This window comes from Paraburkholderia sp. JPY465, assembly GCF_050436725.1.
GTDB lineage: Bacteria > Pseudomonadota > Gammaproteobacteria > Burkholderiales > Burkholderiaceae > Paraburkholderia > Paraburkholderia youngii.
Window position 1 is genome coordinate 1,671,647 of sequence record NZ_JBNDMT010000003.1, and the last position, 21,132, is coordinate 1,692,778.

Below are 21,132 nucleotides of genomic sequence, written 5' to 3' on the forward strand. Positions count from 1 at the left end.
CCATGCCGCCGACGCTACCCGCCACCTCAACTTGCACGGAGACGCCAACATGATCCTTTACTACGCCCCGGGTGCTTGCAGCCTGGCCGACCATATCGCGCTGATCGAGGCCGGATTGCCCCATGACCTCGTTGCTGTCGATCGGAACAAGCGCACCGCGGACGGCCGCGATTTCCTGGCGATCAACCCAAAGGGCTATACGCCGGCGCTCGAATTCGACGACGGAACGCTCTTGACCGAGAATCTCGCCATTCTGGTCTATATCGCGCAGCAGTCTGGCAAGTTGCTGCCCGCTGACGGCCTGGTCCGATGGCGAGCGCTGGAATCGCTGACCTTCCTGACGACTGAGATCCATCCTCACTTCAAGCCCTTCTTCTACGATGCGCCGCAGCCGGAAAAAGCCAAGGCGCGGCAGATGCTGGATCGTCGCTTTGCCACGGTTGCGGAACAGCTTGGCGATAAACCATTTCTCGTCGACGACCGGATGACGATCGCCGACCCGTATCTGTTTGTGATGCTGAGTTGGGCGACGATGTTCGGAATCGGGGTGCCCGAGCGGCTTGGCGACTATCTCGCGCGAATGAAGGCTGAGCCCTCTGTCGTCAAGGCGCTCACGGCCGAGGGACTGGCCGCATGACTGCCTGACCACGTGGACGCGAGTGCGCCGCCTTCTCGACGGCACGGTGACCAAGGGCACGATGGCTGCCGGCTTTGGCCGTCAACGCGATGGCCGCGTCTCTTGTACCGTCAGGCAATGGAGCGCAATACACCACCATTGACGCGCAACGCCGCACCCGTCGTGGCCAGCAGCAGCGAGTCGCGATTGCCCGGGCGCTGGCACTGGATCCCGACATTGGTCAGGCGGCCAGTTCAATGCCGTCTTGAGCGTGTTTTGGCAACCAGATTGACAGCGCACTGCGTCATGATCAATGATGCAGAAGGGAGAATTCTTGTTGACACGATCTACTGGGCGAAGCTATAATAATCGACTTATCTGAATGCAGGCCCGGGTGGCGGAATTGGTAGACGCACCAGGTTCAGGTCCTGGCGGTGGCAACACCGTGGAGGTTCAAATCCTCTCTCGGGCACCATCATTATTCCATGATGGGCGAACAATGCAGACCAGAAAGACCTCACAAAGCCTCGTCGCAGGGCGGTGTTTGGGGGAATGCTCTTAGCTCAGCTGAAGTGCGTGCCAAGGCAGTGCACAGTGCATCGCCCCGTGCTGTCCCAACTGACTTGCAGAAGTCGACATGACGTCGTCGTTCTCTTTTCCCGTAACCGGAACGAAGAACGGCCCGATCTCCGCTGATCCGCGTTCTTGCCACGCGTCACGTGCTCCGCAACCTGACTTCTGGCGCGGTGGTACGTTCAAGCGGCCTTATGCATCGCCTCCACAACGCAGTACGCCCACTTCGCACAATAGTCCACCGATCCGGCGGCATAGCGTTCTCCGCTGACAACTTCATCCATTGTTGGAACGCGCAGACCGAGCCTTTGCGCTTGAAGCGTCGCTTCGCGAAATACGGCGTCGCGCTCCGCTGCTAGCCACTCGCCGATGCTGCGTCCTTTGTGTTTGGTCGCCTCGGCCGTCCGAGGATTAACCCCCGTCAGAATACCGATTATCTCGCGCACTGCGTCACGGCCTGGACGAGCGCGTCCTGCTCCGCGGGATTCTGGAAAAACGCCTCCAATGCTATGTCTTCGTCGTTAGCAAGGCTCTCCAGGCACCGCTTGTTGTTCGCCCGAACGCTGGACGTCGAGCAGAAGGCCGCCGCGCCGACTAACGCCATCGTCACGATCACAACCGAAACGCCCGCGATCCAGCGCCGCCGGCCAACCCTCATGAAGTCCTGCTGACGATACCCTTCCGGGCCCCGCGTCGTCGACGGCATACGCGCTCCATATTAATTAGCAAGACAATCATTGGCCAAAACGGAAATCACCCGATCGCCTTTCTCACTTTCGCCATATCCGAAACTGCCGCGTCAAACAGTGCCGATCCGATCTTCGAACGGAGCGTTTTCGCAATCCGCGCGCTGGCCGCATTGATCGGCTTGTCCAGCGCCTTGCCTTCTGCCGTGGGATAAACGCCCCGCTCCCTGGCGTCGGCCTCCCCCTGCCGGCGCTCGATCAAGCCTTTTTCGCAAAGACTGTCGATCAGTCGTGTCGCGGTGGGACGGGCGATCTTCAGCGTGTCGGCCACCTGGCTGGCCAGGCACCCGGGCGACGCCAGCACGACACGCAGGACGAACCCCTGCGGCGGCGTCAGGTCGAACCGGGCGTACACGGCGCCCCATTCACGCTCGACCAGACGCGCGAGGGCGGAAGAATTGAAGTACAGGCAATGATCGAACATGGAGCGATTGAACCACAAATCGATTAGCAAGACAACCATCTTCGCGGTCGACGCGACCTTCGTCCGTCGCGGGATCAAGCACTCGGCCGACGGCCGAACCGTCAGAGACTCGCCGGCGTCCGCAGTCCTCTCTCCACCAGCAGCGGCAACACCTGCTCACCAAAGAACTCCAGATCCGGCCTGAAATCGAAAAACGACAGCTGAACCCCGTTGCATCCCGCGCGTTGCAATTTCTCGATGCCGTCCGCGATCTGTTCGGGATCCCCGACCAGTTGCACGTTGCCGCCGACGATCCGGCCGCTCCGGTCGTGCTGGCCCCACGCCTTGCTGTCGGCCAGCGCGAAGTGCCGGAAATAGCCGTCCACCGCATCGTCGTCGGCGTCGTGCACGATGTGTTCGTAGTAGTCGCGCGCCTCGCGTTCGGTCGGCTTGCAGACGACCATCGGATTGATCAGCGCGCGCAGGCGCCGGCCGTGGCCCTCCCCCACGGCCTTCAACGCGGCGACGTGCGCGGGCAACGCGGCCAGCGCGTTGTCGATCTGCGCGCCGGCGGGGCTCGTAATGAACACAATGTCGGAATGGCGCGCCGCGTAATCGAAGCCGGCCGGCGAACCGGTCGCGCTGACGAGCACCGGCCGCCCGAAGGTCGGCGCCGGACTGACGAATGCGGCGTCGAGCTTCCAGAACCGGCCGTCGAACGTCAGGTTGTCTTCGCGCTGCCACAATCGCTTCATGACCGTAACGAACTCGTCGGCCATCTCGTAGCGCAGGTCGTGTTCCGCGCGCGACTGGCCGAACATCGCCGCCTCGCGCACCGAATGGCCGGTCACGACGTTGACGCCCCAGCGCCCGCCCGAGATGTGATCGAGCGTCGCGCCGTAGCGCGCGAGCAGCAGCGGATGCAGGCCGCCATACAGCACGTGAACCGTCGACACCAGCAGAATGCGGCGCGTGACCGACGCCAGCGCCGCCGTCGTGATGAACGGGTCGATCGAGTTCTCGCGAAAACGAATCGCCCCGCCGTAACCGCCTTTCGCCACCCACTCGGCGGGGCCGAACAGCAGGTCGAAGCCGAGTGCCTCGGCGCGCTGCGCGAGTGTCGCGTTGTACGGATAGGTCCACGTCGTCGTGCGCGGCGCGGCCGACGGCGACCAGCCTCCGTCGTAGACCGGCAGAAACAGCCCGAGCATCAGCGGCTGCCGGAACGCCCGTTCGAGCGGGCTGTCCGCGTACAGCGCATCGATGGGCGCGGTCATGGCGCGATCACCTTGATCGCCGCAAGATCCGGCGTCTTGCCGTCGCGAACGGCCTGCTGCGCGCGCTCGATGTACGACGACGCGACGTACTGCTTAACATCGATACGCGTAGGCAGCAGCTTCTGCTGCACGAGAAAATCGACAACGCTCTGCGATCCGGCAATGGTCTGATCGTCGATGCGGAAATCGTACTGCCTGATGTCCGGCACCGGCGCGCGCAGATAACGGTCGGACCGGTCGGCCACTTCGAGCAGGCTCCTGTCGATGCCGGACGTCTTCGCGAACCAGCCGCGCGCCTCGTCGGCGTGGTTCGACGTCCACCATGCGGCCGTGATCCAGGCTTCGAGGAAGCGCACCGCCGCGTCGTCGCCGTTTTTCTGCAGCCAGTTGCCGGTCAGCCCGAGCCAGCCGAAGTTCTCGCCGGGCTTGCTGTCGTAGATCGAGCGATACCCGAGCCGCCGCAGTTTTTCCTCCATGGGGTCCCACGTCACCGTCGCGTCGATCTGCTTCGCCTGCAGCGCGGCCGCGGCCTCCGGAATGTCCTGGTTGACGATGTGGATCTGCCGGAACGGATCGGCGATGCCGGCCGTCGTGATCTGGCGGATCGCGCGCGGGAACACGGTCGTGCCGAACAGGCCCGACAGCGTTTTTCCCTTCAGGTCCGTGATGCCGCCGTGGAAGTCGGGCTGCGCCACGATCGCGTAACTCGAATCGTGCGAGCGCGCGAGCACCTTCGAGCTGGGCAGCCGGCTCGCCGCGCGCAACACCGGCGCGTCGGCGGCGTAAAAATTGTCGACGGCGCCCGCGACGGCCGCTTCGCCCAGCGGCGGCCCCGACGTGAAGGTCTTGAACTCGGCGTCGAAACCGTACAGCTGCAGGATGTTGGTATGCCGCAGCGTCTCGAAGATGTCGCCGCCCGACGCCCACAGCGCCTGGTAGCCGAGGACGATCTTCGTCGGCGGCGCGGCCGACGCCCCCGACGCGCACGCGAACGCGGCGGCGGCCATGAGCGCCCGGCCCAGCAGGCCGGCGGATCCGAAAAGCGACAGGCGATGAGTCAGCGGAGTTTGCACCGATTTTCCTTGTGATGCCCGCGAGGGACGGGCGAAAGCGCCGGCTCTCGCGACCCGGCGAAAAAGAATCAACGAACGACAACTACAACCCGCGCGGTTGCCAGCGCGTGACGCGCTGTTCGATCGCCACCATGCCGAGGTTCATCAGAAAGCCGACCACGCCAATGACGATCATGCCGGCAAACACCTGCTCCGTTTCGATCATCACGCGGGCGGTCTGGATCATGTAGCCGAGGCCCGCGGTGGACGCGATCATCTCCGCTGCGATCACGCACATCCAGCCCACGCCGAGCCCGATCCGGATCCCCGACAGCACGCCGGGCAACGCCGCCGGCCACAACACGTCGAGCAACAGCTGGCGGCGGTCGAGCCCGAGCGTCTGCGCAGCGCGCAGATAGACTGGCGGGATCTGCTTCATCGCGGCGAAGGTATTGGTGAAGATCGGGAAAAACGCGCCGAGCGCGATGATGAACCACGCGGACGCATCGCCCAGTCCGAACCAGATGATCGCCACCGGAATCCACGCGATGACCGAAATCGGGCGGACCAGTTCGATCGGCGGCGTCAGATAAAACGCGAGCCGCGCGTAACGCGCGCACAGCATGCCGAGCGCGATGCCCGCGACGCCCGCCGCCGCGACACCGACGAACACGCGCGTGATGCTGCTCCACAGGTTCGCTTCCAGATCGCCCGAAGCGGCCAGCGCGACGATCGTGCGGCCGATCGTCAGCGGCGCGGGAAAGGCATTCGGATTGATCCAGCCGAGGCCCGACCCGGCCTGCCAGAGCAGCAGCAGCGTGATGACGAGCGCCCAGCGGTTCGCGAAACCGGCACCGTGGCGCAGCACGTCGATGGCGCGCCCTCCGCGACCTTTATGCCCTCTGTGCGCCGCGCGCGGCGGCTCGTCCGCCCGAATGACGTTGACGCGATCGGAACCCGGCATCAGACCTCCTTGCGCAAGCTGGCGGTCAGCCGCTCGCGACAGGCGATGAACGCCGGGTCGGCCGCGCGCATGGCGAGCGTGCGCGGCCGAGGCAGGTCGATCGTAACGACCTCCTTGATGTGGCCGGGGCGCCGCGACATCACGAGCACGCGGTCGCTCATGAACACGGCTTCGTCGATGCTGTGCGTGACGAGCAGCACGGTCTTGCGTTCGCGCTCGCGGATCTTCAGGATCTCTTCCTGCATCAGGTCGCGCGTCAAGGCGTCGAGTGCGGAGAACGGCTCGTCCATCAGGATCACATCCGGCCCGCTCGCGAGACACCGCGCGATGCTCACCCGCTGCTGCATGCCACCGGAAAGTTGCGACGGATAGTGATGCTCGAAGCCTTCGAGCTGGACGAGGCGCAGGTAGTCGCGCGCGATCGCTTCGCGTTCGGCGCGCGACACGCGTTTGGGCTTCAACGCCAGCGCGACGTTGTCGAGCACGGTTTTCCACGGATACAGCGAGTATTCCTGGAACATCACTGCGCGGTCGGGGCCGGGTTGTTCGATCGCGCGGCCGCCTTTCAGCACGCGTCCTTCGGTCGGCTTCGTGAAGCCGGCGATCGTGTGCAGCAGCGTGCTTTTCCCGCATCCGGACGGCCCGACGATGCTGATGAATTCGCCCTCCCCGACCTCGAAGCTGACGTCGGACAGGACGGTCAGCGCCTGGCCGGCCGCGTCATACCGTTTGGTTACGTTGGAAAGCTGGATCAGCGACATGGCCTGCCCGGGCAGCCGCGACGGCGACGTGCTCAATGAAAGGCGAACAGGCTAAACGCGCAACGTCGATGTGCAAAGGAAGTTTTCGTGCTAACCAAATATGGCCTTACGTTCCCCGCCGCACCTATGTCGGCCCGGAAAAAAATGACAGAATCATGAATCCAATCCGGGCCATGACGTCATACTCCATTGGCCAATCGACATTGGCCGAATAGCGAACCATCAAGGAATCCGGGGAATCCATGCGCGCACTCTCCGAAGCACCAGACAACGAATTCCGCCATGTCCGTTTCGTCCTGACAGACATGGACGAAACCCTCACCTGGCAGGGCAGGCTGTCAGCCCGAACCTATACCTCGCTCGAACGCCTTCAGTCCGCCGGCGTGCGCGTCATTCCAGTCACCGCGGCACCCGCAGGCTGGTGCGATCAGATGGCCCGGATGTGGCCGGTCGACGGTGTCATCGGAGAAAACGGCGGATTGTATTTCGCACGGGCAGAAGCCGGACATGGCGTCGTCCGGCGTTACTGGCATCCCGATGAATCACGGGCCAAAGTCTCCGAACGTCTCAGGGAAATTGCGGACTCCGTGATGACGAAACTGCCGGACGCCCAGTTCGCCGAAGACCAGCCATTCAGGTCGAGCAGCATTGCTTTTGCCCGGCCTGACGACCCTGCCGCCAGCGATCGGATTGTCCGCGCGCTGAGAAGCGCGGGGGCCGACGTCACGATCAACAACCTGTGGATTCTTGGCTGGCTTGGCGGATACGACAAGCTTTTAATGACGCGTCGCATTCTTGCCGAACAGTACGGCATCGATATCGACCGCGAACGCGACGCCATCCTCTACAGCGGCGATTCGATCAACGACGCGCCCATGTTCGCGTTCTTCACGCATACCGTCGGCGTCAGCACCGTAACGCGGTACCTGCATCAGATTCCAGTCCCGCCGCGCTGGATCACGCGTGGCCCCGGCGGCGCGGGTTTCGTCGAAGCGGCAGACGCCGTCATTCGCGCGAGGCAATAGTCCCGACGTTGGCCGCAACGTCGCGAACGCCCGCGCCGGGTTCTGCACGACACCGTGATCCTGAACGGACGACGGATAAGCCGATCGCCTGTTACTTCACGCTACTTTTGCCGAACCTCGGTTGCGGACGGCATCAGCACCGTGCTGCCTTTCGCCGTCGGTGCCATGAACGGAATCGGCCTGCCGGTACGCTTGTCGACCAGCGTCGAATGGCGTTCGCCACGCCCGAACAGATACCGCTCGCCCCATTGCTGCAGGGCGACGACGACAGGAAACAGATGTTCCCCCTTGGCCGTCAACAAGTATTCCTGATAGGCGGTGCCATCCGATGCCGGCCGGGTCGCCAGAATCCCCTCCTCGACCAGGTGGCCGAGGCGATCGGACAAAATATTGCGAGCGACGCCCAGATTGCGCTGAATGTCGCCGAAGCGATGAATGCCATCGAAGACGTCGCGCAGGACCAGCAGCGACCAGCGGTCACCGATCACCGCCACTGAACGGGCGACGGGGCAGGTTCCCCCACTGGCTGATTTACGGCGTGGCATGGCATCTGTCTTCCGGCCTGCATGGCCCGCAATGTAGTTGCATTTTAAAACTTCCACCCATAAGACACCCATAACATTCAATCAGTTTCGTTTTAAAACCGAATTGGCACGACGGACGCCGATATCGATGCGCTACTAGCCCTGATAGTGACGGTCGGCCACCGTATCCGCGCCGGCGTCTGACGTCCGCCTGTCGGGTTGCGGCGACTGTCGGGCTCTCGTGCGATCGTTCCGGCGACACGGGCCGATTGCCGGGTGTTCAACGTGGTAAGCCGGATGAGGCCATAGACCGCCGATATACCAAAGCCGCTGACATCGAGATATCTGGGAGCATGAAATATAAATCGCGGAAACGGTGCTTTCCAAAGAGCGACAGATTGTTTCGCCTTGCCGCAGCGGCTACGTAGTATCGGCACTTTCATCCGCACGCTCCGGCGAAGGTCCAATGGCTCATTATCTCGACGACGCGCAGCGCGAGCCGCTTTTGCGGCGTGCAAGGTCGTGGCTGTGGCGCAGCGAATGGCCGACGTGGCTGCTGATCGTCGCCGTCCATGCAAGCTGGTTCGGGATTGCGCTGCATGCAAGGCAACTCGGCCTGCCGGCGACCACCGTGCTCCTGGCGCTCGCGACCACGTGGTACACGTCGTTGCAGCACGAACTGGTGCACGGCCATCCGACGCGCTGGCCGGTCGTCAACGCGATTTTCGGCATCGCGCCGCTGGCCGTCTGGTTTCCGTATCCGCTATACCGCGCCGAGCATCTACGCCATCACGACGACGAGCGGCTGACGTCGCCCGACGATCCCGAAAGCTACTTCATGTCGTCGCGCCGATGGCGTGCCACGTCTGCGCCGATGCAAACCCTGCTGAGGTTTCGCAACACGTTTGTCGGACGCATCGCGACAGGACCCGCGTTCGCCATCGCCGGCGTGCTGACGCAAGCATGCCGCAGGATTTCGGCCGGTGATCGACGCGAACTGGGGACGTGGATCGCGCACCTGGGACTGCTTGCCCTGCTGCTGGTCTGGCTGGAGCGCGATTGCGGCATTGGCCCGTTGCGCTTTCTGGCAGGGGTCACGTACCCGGCGCTGTCGCTCGGCGCGGTGCGCTCGTTTCGCGAGCATCGACCCGCGGTGTCGGTGGCCGAACGCAGCGTGATCAACGAATCCGGGTGGTTATGGCGCATGCTGTTCCTGAACAACAACTATCATCTCGTTCATCACGATCTGCCGGGCGTACCGTGGTTTGCACTGCGGCGTGCTTATCTCGATCGGCGCGACCATTACTGCGCACGCAACGGTCATTTTGTCGTCGATGGTTATTGGCGCTGGTTCGCGGAGTTTGGATTCCGGTGCGCGGAGCCGGTGCAGCATCCGCTCGACGCGGCGATGTATCCCGCCACCGAGGTGACGCGGCATTCGCGGGATGCGGCAGCGGACCCGGCGCATGTGCATCCGCCGTATCCGGGCGGCCTCGCGCGCCGATCCGGCGACCTCGTCTGAACCATGGCCCGACACGGACGCGAAATGCCGACGCACTGGGTCGCCGCGCTGCCGATGTACAACGTCACGCCGACACTGGGCGCGCTGTGGCGCACGTTCGCGCAGGATGTCGCGACGCTCGCGTTCGGCGAAGATCCTGCGAACGAGGTGTCAGTGCTCGACGAACCGCTCAGAGAATTGCGCAAGTTTTGGCGACGCGGCGATCTGCTGTTGTCGCAGACTTGCGGTTATCCCCTCGTACATGAACTGCGGGATCACGTCGATGTGGTCGCGGCACCGATATTCGACGCCCATGGCTGCAATGGCGCGCGTTATCGCAGCGTTCTCGTCGTGCGGGCGAGCGGCCGCGGGCACGGTATCGACAGGCTGGCTGATTGTCGCGGTTTGCGCGCCGCGTATAACGACGACGACTCGAACAGCGGCATGAACGCATTGCGTCACGCCGTTGCACCGCACGCGCGCGGCGGACGCTTTTTTGCATCCGCCGTCCGGACGGGATCGCATCTACGTTCGTTGCGTACGGTCGCGGACGGAGGCGCCGATGTGGCCGCGATCGACTGCGTGACGTTCGCGTTCGTGCAGGACGAGTTGCCCGATCTCGCGAAGCGGGTGCGCGTGATCGGGGTCACGGCGAGCGCGCCGGGGCTGCCGCTGATCGCGTCGCGCGCGCTCGGCCCGGAGCGGTTGTCACGCGTGCGCGATGCGCTTGACGCCGCGTTGTCCGCTGACCCGGAACGGGCGCGCCGGTTGCGTGTGAGGGGGTTTGCGCGGCTCGCCTACAGCGACTATGCAGAGGTCGCGCTGCTCGAGCGCGACGCGATTGCGAGGGGTTACGCGACGCTGGCTTGATCGGGACGCCTTCGACCCCATCGGAGCCGACGGAATCGCGGCCGACGGCCCGGTGTTGTATAACGCACGTAATGGATCGCGACAACCGGCCGGTCTTGTCCAGATGCGTATTGATCGCAAAAGCCGCGCGTGGAACTGTGCGACGCCGCCCCGTAATTGTGTGGAGCAGACCGGGACTGGACAAGCACGGCATTACCTGCGAAGCCACCCAAAATCGTGAAGTTGCAGGAAAATCCAAGAGCGTCTGAAAGTGGCCGGAAAAGCCCAATTGGCGGAAGGCAACTGAGTGCAACAATTACCAGCGAAGTCCCGCCAGGTAAGGCTCCCATCGTTACGAGCCGCGGCGAACCCACATTCCTGCCCACATCAGGTTGCCCGAACCGTCCTGCATCGCGCTCATATGCTTTGCACGAATACTCGTTAGCCAGCGCACCCCGTCGATGATTCAATGACACATCGCATTGCCAACCGCGTCGCGCCAGCCCACTCCCGCCCCGTCTGCCCGACCATGCCAGATTTCGCCGTTCCGCCAGCTCAAGGCTCGCTCCCCCGCCCGCCCGACCCCACGCGCGTCGCCCTGATCGCCGACGACGCGGGTGCGCTTGCCGCGGCTCGAGCGCTGGCCGAATTCGTCGCGCCGGGCTCGTCCACGCGCGACCGCGAGCGACAACTGCCGTGGGAAGAAATGGAGCGCTGGTCGGAAAGCGGCCTCGGCGCGATCACCGTGCCGCGCGAGTTCGGCGGCGCCGACGTGTCCTATACAACGCTCGCCGAAGTGTTTGTGATCCTGAGCGCCGCCGATCCGGCGTTCGGCCAGATCCCCCAAAATCAGTTCGGCGTGCTCGGGGTACTGCGCGAAGTCGGCACGGTTGAGCAGAAGCGGCGGCTCTATGGTGAAGTGCTGGCCGGGCGTCGTCTGGGCAACGCCGGGCCGGAGCGTCGCTCGGCCGCCGCGGCCACGATCGTGCAGGGCACGACGGGGCTCACCACGACACCCGAGGGCTTGCGCCTGAGCGGGCGGCGCTTCTATTCGACGGGTTCGCTGTTCGCACACTGGCTGCCGACGCGCGCCACCGACGACGCGGGCCACGCCGTGCAGGTCTGGGTGCCGCGGCAGGCGCGCGGCGTCACCGTGATCGATGACTGGAACGCAATCGGACAGCGCACGACCGCGAGCGGCAGCGTCGTATTCGACAATGTGCCGGTGGAGCCCGACAACGTTCTGCCGATCTGGCGACTTGCCGAGCGTCCCGGCATCTTCGGCCCCGCCTCGCAACTCGTGCAGGCGGCGATCGACCAGGGCATCGCCGAAGCGGCCGTCGCCGACGCTCTCGCGTTCGTGCGCGAGCGTGCGCGGCCATGGGTCGATTCGGGCGTCGAACGCGCGGTGGACGACCCTTACATCATCGCGGACGTCGGTCGTCTGCAGACCGACCTGCACGCCGCGCACGAAGTACTGCGCGAGGCCGGCGAAACGCTCGACGAGATCGCGCGCACGCCGATCGACGATGCGGCAAGCGCACGTGCGTCAGTGGCTGTGGCGGAAGCAAAGATCCTGACGACGCGCATCGCGCTCGAAGCGAGCGAAAAGCTGTTCGAACTCGCCGGCTCCTCTTCGACGCGCGCCGCCCACAATCTCGACCGCCACTGGCGCAACGCTCGCACTCATACGCTGCACGATCCGGTACGCTGGAAACTGCATCTGCTCGGCAATTACCATCTGAACGGCGCGCTCCCCCCGCGCCACTCGTGGAACTGACCGTGATCTCTCCGTCACCCGTTGGAATCCCATCCGATCCGTCGTTGAACGCCCGTGAGCGTGCGTTTCCGGAACGCCTTGCCGACGACAACGCCGCGCTCGAAGCCGCGCGCCGCCTCGCCGATCGGTTCGCCCCCGATGCAGCGCTGCGCGACCGCGAACGCCGCCTGCCGTGGACCGAGCTGGACGCCTATGTCGGCAGCGGACTGTGGACGATCACCGTGCCGCGCGAGTTCGGTGGCCCGGGCGTCTCGAGCGGCACGGTCGCCGGGACCATCGCGACGATAGCCGCCGCCGACGGCTCGATCGGCCAGATTCCGCAGAATCACTACTACGCGCTCGAAGTGCTACGCGTCGGCGGCAGCCGCGCGCAGCAGCGCTACTTCTACGAGCGCGTGCTCGAAGGCGAGCGCTTCGGCAACGCACTCGCGGAGATCGGCGCGCGGGATTTCAAGCGGCGCACGCGACTGGCTCGCGACGGCTCGCGCTGGCGCATCGACGGGCACAAGTTTTACTGTACCGGCGCATTGTTCGCCGACTGGATTCCGACGCTCGTCGTCGCGGACGAAGGCGGCAAGGACGTCCAGTATCTCGTCTTCGTGCCCCGTCATTCTCCGGGCGTGACGATCACCGACGACTGGGACGGTTTCGGCCAGCGCGTGACCGGCAGCGGATCGGTGCAGTTCGACGGCGTGCGCGTCGACGGCGCGTGGATCGTCCCCTTCCAGGCGTCGCTCGAACGGCCGACTCCGATCGGCCCATTCGCGCAGATCATGCATGCGGCGATCGATCTCGGGCAGGCGCGCGGCGCATTCGACGCAGCGCGCGCGTTCGTCCGCGAGCATTCGCGGCCGTGGATCGATGCCAAGGTCGAACGCGCCGTCGACGATCCGCTAACCATCGCGCAGTTCGGCGAGATCGCGATTCGCATACGCGCGGCCGAGGCATCGCTGAAACGCGCGGCACGCTTCGTCGATGCCGCGCAGGCGGTACCGGATGCCGGGACCGTGGCCGCCGCATCGGTGGCGGTGGCCGAAGCGCGCGTGCTGACCACCACGGCATCGCTCGATGCCGGCTCCCGGCTGTTCGAGCTGGCCGGCACCGCGGCCACGCTCGACGATATCGGCCTCGACCGTTTCTGGCGCAACGCTCGCACCCACACGCTGCACGATCCGGTGCGATGGAAATATCACGCGGTGGGCAACTACTATCTGAACGGCACACTCCCCCCGCGCCACGGCGCGCTGTAGCAAGCGCTCCGCTGACGGCGGGCGGGCCGCATATGGATATGTGAATGGATTGGTTAGGAGAACCAGCGCCCGTCCATAGAATGACCCGTCTTTCCTCTCTCCATGGCAAGGACCGCTCCATCGTGCAGGCGCTCTCTTCTCTTCGGCTTTTTCGTGCGTTATGCTGGGTGTTTATTGCAATCGTCGTCAGCGGCCCGGCTCACGCCGAGCCGCCCGTGCTCAAGGTCGGCGTAACGAGCGGACCGCATGAGGAAATTTTCGAGGCGGTAAAGAAAGTCGCGGAGCGCGACTACGGTATGCGCATCAAGATCGTCGCATTCAACGATTACATCCAGCCCGACGCGGCGCTCGACGCCGGCGACCTGGATGCGAACAGCTACCAGCACCGGCCGTTTCTTGCCTCGCAAATCCGCGCGCGCGGCTACAAGCTCGTCGGCATCGGGCGTACGTGGATCGGCCCGATCGGCATCTATTCGAAACGCTACAGGAAGTTCGCCGACCTGCCGGAAGGCGCGACGATCGGTATCCCCAACGATCCAGCCAATGAAAGCCGGGTATTGCTGCTGCTCCAGAAATCCGGCGCGATCAAGCTGCGGCAAGGGATCGATCCGGTTACCGGCATCAACGCGACGCCGCTCGACATTACCGACAATCCGAAGCATTTCCGTTTCACTGAAGTCGACGCCGCACAACTGCCGCGAACGCTCGACGATTTCGACGCCACCACCGTCAATGCGGATTACGCGATCAAGGCGGGACTGAACCCAGCGAAAGACACGATCCTCGTCGAGGACGGTTCAGGCGTGTACGCATGCCTGATTGCGGTGCGGGAACAGGATGCCGACAAGCCGTGGGTGCGTCAGCTCGTGGCCGCCTATCAGTCTCCCGAAGTGAAGCAGTTCATTCTGGCGCGCTATCGAGGCGCGATCATCCCGGCGTTCTAGGCGACACGCCGATACGACCCGTTCCGGCTTCGCACGACTTTCCCCCATGAGCAAAAAGCAGATCATCCTGAACGCGTTCACCATGAACTGCGTCGGTCACATCAATCACGGTCTGTGGACGCACCCGCGCGACCGTTCGACCGACTATCGCAAACTCGGCTACTGGACCGATCTCGCCCGGCTCCTGGAACGCGGCCTGTTCGATGGACTGTTCATCGCGGACATCGTCGGCGTGTACGACATCTATCAGCAATCGGCGAACGTCACGCTGAAGGAATCGGTACAACTGCCGGTCAACGATCCGATGATGCTGGTCTCGGCGATGGCGGCCGCGACGCGGCACCTCGGCTTCGGCATCACGGTGAATCTCACCTATGAGGCGCCCTATCTGCTCGCACGCCGCTTCTCGACGCTGGATCATCTGACCGAAGGCCGTATCGGCTGGAACATCGTTACCGGCTATCTCGACAGCGCGGCGCGTGCGATGGGCCGCGGGGAGATGACGCCGCACGACGAGCGCTACGACCGCGCCGACGAATATCTCGACGTACTGTACAAGCTGTGGGAGGGAAGCTGGGAAGACGACGCCGTGTTGCGTGACCGTGAGGGCCGCGTGTTCGCCGATCCGTCGAAGGTCCATAAGCTCGACCATCACGGCCGTTATTACGACGTCGAAGGCTATCACCTGAGCGAACCGTCGCCGCAGCGCACGCCGGTCCTGTTCCAGGCGGGATCGTCAGGACGCGGCCAGGCGTTCGCCGTGCGTCACGCCGAATGCGTGTTCGTTTCGAGCCAGAGCAAGGAAGGCACACGCCGGCTCGTGCACGCATTGCGCCAACAGGCGGCGGAGACGAGACTTGCACTAGGCGCGTAAGTCGTTGTTTCCCGAACAGTTTCTTCGCCGAGGTGCTCAGCGAAGACCTCAATTGTAGCCTTGTTTTTGGTCCCCGACAACAAGATCGTCCAAAGAAATCCAACGACGTCCAGAGACGTGCACTCCGCACCGGAGCCGCATACGGCAACACCGCCATGCGGACGGCCTCGAACTCGCCACACCTCACCTAGTTGTCTGCTTCCACATCGAATGCGATGCCGACCAGGTAGCAGCCTTCCGATGTCGCCGATGTCGCCGATGTCGGCGCAGTTCGGATGCCACCGTGGAAGTGCACGCACCGCACACTGTGGCACTCACCGGCACAGGCCGCGTCAATGAAACGCACACCCTAGCCATGATGCTTAGGCGCGCGATTCTTTTTGGGTATATCAGGATGCCAGGATAAGCATGACGGGAGCGCATTCGCTACGTCCGACTGGACGTCGGATGGGAATTTCCTCCTCTTCGCGTCCCTTGAGACCGTTGGCATATCAGGTCATACCCAAACGGTTTTGCAGAGGCCGCAACTTCTTACGACCCTGATAGCGTGAGCGTCCCTGTCGGGTCCACAACCCGATGCTTTGCCCTCAACAGATACATCGATTTTTGCACACCGAACACGTGCCGGCTACGAGCAACGCGAACCGTAGCAACGCGACTGAGCCAATGAACGAGCGCACCTCGGATCTCGCTTCTGCACAGGCCGACCATGAGGTCGGCACCAAAGGAGTCGCTATGTGGTTCTCCTAGAAGGAGATGGGAGCATGTACGACAAACCACCTCTGTCCAAGGTGTTCTATCGCCCGATCGAAGCCTCCATTAGGTGGGCTGGGCTGCTGCGGTTCAAACATGTCATCCTGGCCTCGATCTCGTCGCCAAGGAATCTACCGAACTCGTTGGATTGCCCCCGTTGGAGCGAGCTTCGTCTGTACACCGACCGCATTTACGATGGGATCCTTAACGGGGAACTGCCCTTCGGTCAGAACGGCATCACGACACATGATGCCGCATCGATCGACTCCCCTGATATCACCGTTCGCCACATCGATCTGAAGCGCTGGATGCACCAGCATTACCCCGAGCACCGGCCGGGCTTCCTATTCTCGCGCAGCGAACGCATCGCCCATCCGGTGATCTCGCTGGAGACTGGGCAAGCCATGCTGGTCGAACAGTTGGCGCTGAAATCCGCCTTGGAGCAGTCCAAGCGCCAACTTCGCGAGCTGCAGGACAAGCACGACGCGCTGCTCAAGCAGTCCACGGTGATTGCCCCAGCGTACATATGTGATGGTGCCCGATGCGAAATATGCATAGCGTGTGTCGAATGAACTCCATCCGTGATGCGCCAAAGCCGGCGATGCAAGAACAAACGACAGAGCGATGGAGGAAAGCAGCGTAAAGAATGCCGCGGCTCTGGTGGTGAAGCTGACCATGATCGAACCCCAATCTTGCGAATATGAAATCCCAGCAGAATCAACGATTAGGCACCGTGTCTGCTCCCACTAGCAGGCTGTTGAAATACCTCCCGCGCACGTCATCCGCGCGGGAGGGGTAAACGTTGAAATGAAGAATCGAACAACACTGAGACTGAAGCGATGCGCGGAGCGGACGGCTATACAGAGTCGATGTTCACGATGTCCAGGCTCGATGACTTGGTTCCGGCCAATCACCCGTTGCGACCGATTCGGCTGTGGCTGAACGAAGCGCTCACTCGCATGGATTCGGTCTTTTCGCGCATGTACGAGAGCGACGCGAAGGGCGGACGCCCAAGTATTGCGCCGGAGAAGCTGATTCGCGCACTGCTGTTGCAGGTGCTGTATTCGATTCGCAGCGAACGCATGCTGATGGAGCAAATCTCCTACAACATGCTGTTCCGCTGGTTCGTCGGACTGGCGATGGACGATGTTGTTTGGGACCACTCCACCTTCAGTAAGAACCGCGACCGACTGATGGCCCATGATGTCATGGTCAGTCTGTTCAATGAGACGGTCGAGACAGCACGCGTGCGTGGCCACCTGTCGGGCGAGCATTTCAGCGTCGACGGCACACTCATTCAGGCTTGGGCCGGACACAAGAGCTTTCTGCCGAAGGCGAAGTCGGATGACGACTCGCCGCCTAACGGCGGTGCCGGCTCTCACGAGAACTGGCATGGCGAGAAGCGTAGCAACGACACGCATGAATCCAGCACGGACAGTCAGGCCCGGCTGTTTCGCAAGAGTCGTGGCACGGGCGCGATGCTTTGCTACATGGGGCACGTGCTGACTGATAACCGACACGGCCTCGTGGTGAACGCACAGGTGACGCAGGCGAATGGCACAGCCGAGCGGGACATAGCAGCTGAAATGCTTGCGGACGCTGCGCAGTTTGCCGATACGTCGATTACGGTAGGTGCAGACAAGAACTACGACACGGCCGGCTTCGTGGCGACGTGCCGCGCACACGGCGTGACGCCACATGTTGCGCAAAACAATGGCCGCGCGGGTGGCTCCGCCATCGACGGACGCACAACGCGCTGGGCCGGCTATGCGGTCAGTCAGCGCAAGCGCAAATGCATTGAGCAGGTCTTTGGCTGGAGCAAGACGGTTGGCAGGATTCGGCAGGCGACGTTTCGGGGCCTGCAACGAGTTGACCAGCTCTTCCTGTTGACTCAGGCGGCCTACAACCTGACTCGCATGCGCACGCTCGCCGCGAAAGCGGCATAGGAGCGACAGGCAGCGAGGAAATGGCATTGCATCCACTTGAATGAAAGGCTTCGAGCATTAAACCGACATCAATCAAATCGGCGCAGCGACTCGATGAAACGAAGTGCTCAAAGCCGGCAAGGCGTTTTTCAACAGCCTGCTAGACGTAAAACAAGACTTTAAGTGCAGATATGCTTGCGTATTAGACACAGAGTTTGATTGCACCTATGAGTAAAGCTCATTGGTGCAATCTTTAATCTTGCGACCCTCATATCGGCGGTTGAACTACATGACCACACGGCCCTCGACTGGGTAGCCTGGATCGGTATAGCCCTGGGTCGAAACATGACCTGGAGGCACCAAGCCGTTCACGAACGCCTCATCTTCGGGCCTTATCTGCAGATCGAGCGCCTTGATGTACCCGTCCCAGTGCGCCTCCGTGCGAGGCCCGGCAATGACCGAGCTGACCAATCGGTTGTGCAGCACCCATGCCAATGCGAAGGCGATCGAATCAGTTCCTCGCTCGGCGGCATAGGCTGCAACCTTCTGCGCGATCGCCAGGGATTCTGGTCTCCACTCAGTCTGCTGGATGCGCTTGTCGCCCCGGCCCGCCCGGCTGTCGGGCGGCGGGGCTAGATCCACCCCGTACTTCCCTGTAAGAACACCTCGGGCAAGCGGGCTGTAGGGCACCGTTCCCAGCCCGTAGTGACCTGCGGCCGGCAATTGCTCCACTTCCGCGGTGCGATCCGCGAGGTTGTACAACGGCTCGCTGGCCACCGGACGGTCAATGCCAAGTTGGTCCGCTAAACGAACGATTTCGGCGATGCGCCAGCCCTTGAAGTTGGAGACACCGAAGTAGCGCACCTTGCCCTGGCGGATCAGGTCGCCGACAGCGCGCACACCTTCTTCGAGCGGAACGCCGGGAATCGCGCGATGGAAGTAAAGCAAGTCGATATAGTCCGTATTCAGACGCTTCAGGCTGGCTTCCACGGATTGGGTGATCCACTTACGCGACTGGCCCTGCTGGTTAGGTCCTCCGTTGGTGTTCGCCGCGAAGCCGAATTTCGTCGCCACGACCCAGCGGTCGCGGTCCGCCGCGATGGCACGCCCAACGATCTCCTCCGATCGACCCGCGTGATAGACGTCCGCCGTGTCGATGAAGTTAACGCCTTGGCCCGCAGCCTTGGCGATGATGCGCCGTGCCACATCCTCGTCCGTTTCGCCGCCGAACATCATCGCTCCGAGGCAAAGCGGAGAGACCTTTAAGGCACTTCGCCCCAGGTATCGATAGTCCATCATTCAACTCCTTATCAATGGCCGTTAAGAATTGCGCCGTACAAATGTATTGGTCGCGCCTTTCGGGCCTTACCGTGCTTGCTCGCTGATCGCGCGATCAGTAGGCCTGACTGGTGGGCCGGAACAGCACCTCGTTGATGTCCACATCCTCGGGCTGGCTCATCGCAAAGGCAACGACGCGGGCGAAGGAATCCGCGGGAATGGCCTTCTCGTAGGTTTTTTTCATGTTGGCTGCGATAGCCGGATCGGTGATGGTGTCGATCAGGTTCGTCGCCACCGCACCGGGAGAGATGATGGTCGTGCGGATGTTGTATGGCTTCACTTCTTGCCGCAGTCCTTCGGAGATGACCCGCACGGCATGTTTGGTGGCGGCATACACCGCGCCCCCGGGGCCCACCTTGTGGCCCGCCACCGAAGAGACGTTGATGATATGGCCGCTCATCTGGCGCTTCATCAAAGGCAGAGCCGCGGCGATGCCATAAAGTACGCCCTTGATGTTCACGTCGATCATGCGATCCCACTCGTCGATGTGCAGGCTCTCCAGCATCGAGCTGGGCATCAAGCCCGCGTTGTTGAGAAGCACGTCAACCCGCCCGTGCACTTTCACCGCATGCGCTATCAGTACCTCGACCTGCTTGCGGTCGGTGACGTCCACTTTCACGGTCGCATCGTCTCCGAGACCCAGTTCGTGGGCCAAGGCTTGAAGCCGATCCAGCCGGCGTGCCGCCAGGATCAGCTTCGCACCGTTCTGTGCCAGCAGTCGCGCGGTCGATTCGCCCAGGCCGCTGCTCGCACCCGTGATGACGACCACTTTGTCCTTGATGTTCTCTGTCATGATTGCAATGTCCTATGAGGTCGGTTCGCGCATGCGCGAGCCTTCGTGATAACCCGGTCGCACACGACGCTCAACGTGCGGTGTATCCGCCATCGACAGCGAGCGCATGGCCGATGACGAAGCTGGCTCCCGGACTGCACAGCCAGAGCACCGCCGAAGCGATTTCCTCGGGCCGGCCCAGGCGCCCGATGGGCTGATCCTTCATCAAAATATCCATGGCCTCGGGTTCCGTCTTCAGCATGCGACTGACCATGGGCGTTTCGATAATCCCGGGGCAGACAGCGTTGATGCGGATACCTCTTGCCGCGTACTCCAGAGCAGCGCTCTTGGTCAGGCCGATCACGCCGTGTTTGGAAGCGTGGTAGGCAGCACGCCCGGCGATGCCGATCAGGCCGCCCATGGAGGAGCAGTTCACGATGGCGCCGCTCCCTTGCAGACGCATCTGGATCAGCTCGTACTTCATGCAGCTCCAAACCCCGCGAAGGTTCACGGCCTGGACGCGATCGAACTCCTTACCATCCGCATCTGCCGTCTCCGCCACTGGGCTCTGGATACCGGCATTGTTGTAGGCAGCATCGAGGCGGCCGAACTGCTGGACCGTTTGCTCGACCATCGCCTTAACCTGCGCCTCGTCGGCGACGTCGCATGTAATGGCGAGCACTTCATGGCCCTTCGCGCTCAGCGAGTCCGCGGCCTCTTGCAGCTTGTCTTTGTCATGGGCCGCCAGGACGACGCGCGCGCCGGCCTCTGCAAACGCCTTCGCGGTGGCTAGGCCGATACCCGCGCTCGCGCCTGTGACCAGTGCGACTTTGCCAGCAAAGCTATCGTTCATAAACGCCTCCATGAGTTGGGGATGCCTTCATTACAGTACGTCCTTTTTCACCCGTAAATAGCCAAAATAATCTTGCAGTCATGAGAAGACCTCATGACCGATGCACCTGCATGATCGCAGGCAGCGTAAACACTGGCATGCAGTACCAGCCGCTAAGATTCTTAGTCGGCTACAACTATCAATAGACTCTCGCCGAAGCGGCTAGATTCATGAAACGGCCTCATGGCTGCATTCGCATTTCGGCCGTTAACAGAGGGTAATTTCTCTGCCAGACTTCCGAACGTATAGCTCCCTCAATCCCCTCCCAGCCCCCGTCGGAACTTGATCGGTTCGTGTCGGAGTGAAGCAGGAT

General features: G+C 62.8%; 19 protein-coding genes, 1 tRNA gene and 2 pseudogenes. 11 read left to right on the forward strand and 11 right to left on the reverse strand.

Going from position 1 to position 21,132, the window contains the following annotated elements:
- The first annotated feature begins 49 nt into the window (after positions 1 to 49).
- Positions 50 to 637: a glutathione binding-like protein gene (locus tag QFZ94_RS22335; RefSeq protein ID WP_429459534.1), complete on the forward strand. Its 588-nt coding sequence runs from the start codon at positions 50 to 52 to the stop codon at positions 635 to 637.
- Between the two features lie 367 nt (positions 638 to 1,004).
- Positions 1,005 to 1,091, forward strand: a tRNA-Leu gene (locus QFZ94_RS22340).
- Between the two features lie 280 nt (positions 1,092 to 1,371).
- On the opposite strand, the gene QFZ94_RS22345 is transcribed toward QFZ94_RS22340, so the two are convergent.
- The 7 genes from QFZ94_RS22345 to QFZ94_RS22375 all read right to left on the reverse strand — a co-directional run bounded on the left by QFZ94_RS22345 (position 1,372) and on the right by QFZ94_RS22375 (position 6,428).
- Positions 1,372 to 1,635, reverse strand: a complete 264-nt coding sequence (locus QFZ94_RS22345) for a hypothetical protein (RefSeq protein WP_429459536.1) — start codon at positions 1,633 to 1,635, stop codon at positions 1,372 to 1,374.
- Positions 1,623 to 1,895, reverse strand: a complete 273-nt coding sequence (locus tag QFZ94_RS22350; RefSeq protein ID WP_429459538.1) for a hypothetical protein — start codon at positions 1,893 to 1,895, stop codon at positions 1,623 to 1,625. Before QFZ94_RS22350 ends, QFZ94_RS22345 begins: the two co-directional genes overlap by 13 nt.
- Before the next feature lie 47 nt (positions 1,896 to 1,942).
- Positions 1,943 to 2,389: a MarR family winged helix-turn-helix transcriptional regulator gene (locus QFZ94_RS22355; protein WP_429459540.1), complete on the reverse strand. Its 447-nt coding sequence runs from the start codon at positions 2,387 to 2,389 to the stop codon at positions 1,943 to 1,945.
- A 71-nt stretch (positions 2,390 to 2,460) separates the two neighbouring features.
- On the reverse strand, positions 2,461 to 3,615 hold the full coding sequence (locus QFZ94_RS22360) for an LLM class flavin-dependent oxidoreductase (RefSeq protein ID WP_429459542.1): 1,155 nt from the start codon (positions 3,613 to 3,615) through the stop codon (positions 2,461 to 2,463).
- On the reverse strand, positions 3,612 to 4,688 hold the full coding sequence (locus QFZ94_RS22365; protein WP_429459544.1) for an ABC transporter substrate-binding protein: 1,077 nt from the start codon (positions 4,686 to 4,688) through the stop codon (positions 3,612 to 3,614). Before QFZ94_RS22365 ends, QFZ94_RS22360 begins: the two co-directional genes overlap by 4 nt.
- Positions 4,689 to 4,770: 82 nt before the next feature.
- Positions 4,771 to 5,631, reverse strand: coding sequence for an ABC transporter permease (locus QFZ94_RS22370; RefSeq protein WP_429459546.1), 861 nt, complete (start codon positions 5,629 to 5,631; stop codon positions 4,771 to 4,773).
- On the reverse strand, positions 5,631 to 6,428 hold the full coding sequence (locus QFZ94_RS22375) for an ABC transporter ATP-binding protein (RefSeq protein ID WP_429459548.1): 798 nt from the start codon (positions 6,426 to 6,428) through the stop codon (positions 5,631 to 5,633). Before QFZ94_RS22375 ends, QFZ94_RS22370 begins: the two co-directional genes overlap by 1 nt.
- 206 nt (positions 6,429 to 6,634) lie before the next feature.
- Between QFZ94_RS22375 and QFZ94_RS22380 the strand changes: the two genes are divergently transcribed.
- The gene (locus QFZ94_RS22380) at positions 6,635 to 7,417 is read left to right on the forward strand and encodes an HAD-IIB family hydrolase (RefSeq protein ID WP_429459550.1); all 783 of its coding nucleotides are present in this window, start codon (positions 6,635 to 6,637) and stop codon (positions 7,415 to 7,417) included.
- A gap of 101 nt (positions 7,418 to 7,518) precedes the next feature.
- Here the strand turns inward: QFZ94_RS22380 and QFZ94_RS22385 are convergent, their stop codons facing one another.
- Positions 7,519 to 7,962 (reverse strand): winged helix-turn-helix transcriptional regulator, encoded by a 444-nt coding sequence (locus QFZ94_RS22385; protein ID WP_429459552.1) that lies wholly within the window; start codon positions 7,960 to 7,962, stop codon positions 7,519 to 7,521.
- Positions 7,963 to 8,407: 445 nt separating this feature from the next.
- Here QFZ94_RS22385 and QFZ94_RS22390 point away from each other — a divergent pair, with 445 nt between their 5' ends.
- The 8 genes and pseudogenes from QFZ94_RS22390 to QFZ94_RS22425 all read left to right on the forward strand — a co-directional run bounded on the left by QFZ94_RS22390 (position 8,408) and on the right by QFZ94_RS22425 (position 17,838).
- Positions 8,408 to 9,463, forward strand: a complete 1,056-nt coding sequence (locus QFZ94_RS22390; protein WP_429459554.1) for a fatty acid desaturase — start codon at positions 8,408 to 8,410, stop codon at positions 9,461 to 9,463.
- Between the two features lie 54 nt (positions 9,464 to 9,517).
- Positions 9,518 to 10,312, forward strand: a complete 795-nt coding sequence (locus QFZ94_RS22395; RefSeq protein ID WP_429461882.1) for a phosphate/phosphite/phosphonate ABC transporter substrate-binding protein — start codon at positions 9,518 to 9,520, stop codon at positions 10,310 to 10,312.
- A gap of 508 nt (positions 10,313 to 10,820) precedes the next feature.
- Positions 10,821 to 12,071, forward strand: a complete 1,251-nt coding sequence (locus QFZ94_RS22400; RefSeq protein ID WP_429459556.1) for an SfnB family sulfur acquisition oxidoreductase — start codon at positions 10,821 to 10,823, stop codon at positions 12,069 to 12,071.
- 26 nt (positions 12,072 to 12,097) lie between these two features.
- Positions 12,098 to 13,321 (forward strand): SfnB family sulfur acquisition oxidoreductase, encoded by a 1,224-nt coding sequence (locus QFZ94_RS22405; RefSeq protein ID WP_429461884.1) that lies wholly within the window; start codon positions 12,098 to 12,100, stop codon positions 13,319 to 13,321.
- 80 nt (positions 13,322 to 13,401) lie between these two features.
- On the forward strand, positions 13,402 to 14,265 hold the full coding sequence (locus tag QFZ94_RS22410) for a MetQ/NlpA family ABC transporter substrate-binding protein (protein WP_429459558.1): 864 nt from the start codon (positions 13,402 to 13,404) through the stop codon (positions 14,263 to 14,265).
- 46 nt (positions 14,266 to 14,311) lie between these two features.
- A pseudogene (locus QFZ94_RS22415) lies at positions 14,312 to 15,115 on the forward strand (NtaA/DmoA family FMN-dependent monooxygenase); the annotation flags it as partial.
- Positions 15,116 to 15,903: 788 nt separating this feature from the next.
- Positions 15,904 to 16,422: pseudogene (locus tag QFZ94_RS22420) on the forward strand (hypothetical protein); the annotation flags it as partial.
- A gap of 309 nt (positions 16,423 to 16,731) precedes the next feature.
- Entirely contained in the window at positions 16,732 to 17,838 is a 1,107-nt protein-coding gene (locus QFZ94_RS22425) for an IS5-like element ISBph2 family transposase (protein WP_429459560.1), read from the forward strand.
- 264 nt (positions 17,839 to 18,102) lie between these two features.
- On the opposite strand, the gene QFZ94_RS22430 is transcribed toward QFZ94_RS22425, so the two are convergent.
- The 3 genes from QFZ94_RS22430 to QFZ94_RS22440 all read right to left on the reverse strand — a co-directional run bounded on the left by QFZ94_RS22430 (position 18,103) and on the right by QFZ94_RS22440 (position 20,780).
- Complete coding sequence (locus QFZ94_RS22430) at positions 18,103 to 19,113, reverse strand: aldo/keto reductase (RefSeq protein WP_429459562.1); 1,011 nt, start codon at positions 19,111 to 19,113, stop codon at positions 18,103 to 18,105.
- 97 nt (positions 19,114 to 19,210) lie between these two features.
- A complete protein-coding gene (locus QFZ94_RS22435) occupies positions 19,211 to 19,948 on the reverse strand; it encodes an SDR family oxidoreductase (protein ID WP_429459564.1) in 738 nt (245 codons plus the stop codon).
- Positions 19,949 to 20,018: 70 nt separating this feature from the next.
- A complete protein-coding gene (locus QFZ94_RS22440) occupies positions 20,019 to 20,780 on the reverse strand; it encodes a glucose 1-dehydrogenase (protein WP_429459566.1) in 762 nt (253 codons plus the stop codon).
- Between the last annotated feature and the right edge of the window lie 352 nt (positions 20,781 to 21,132).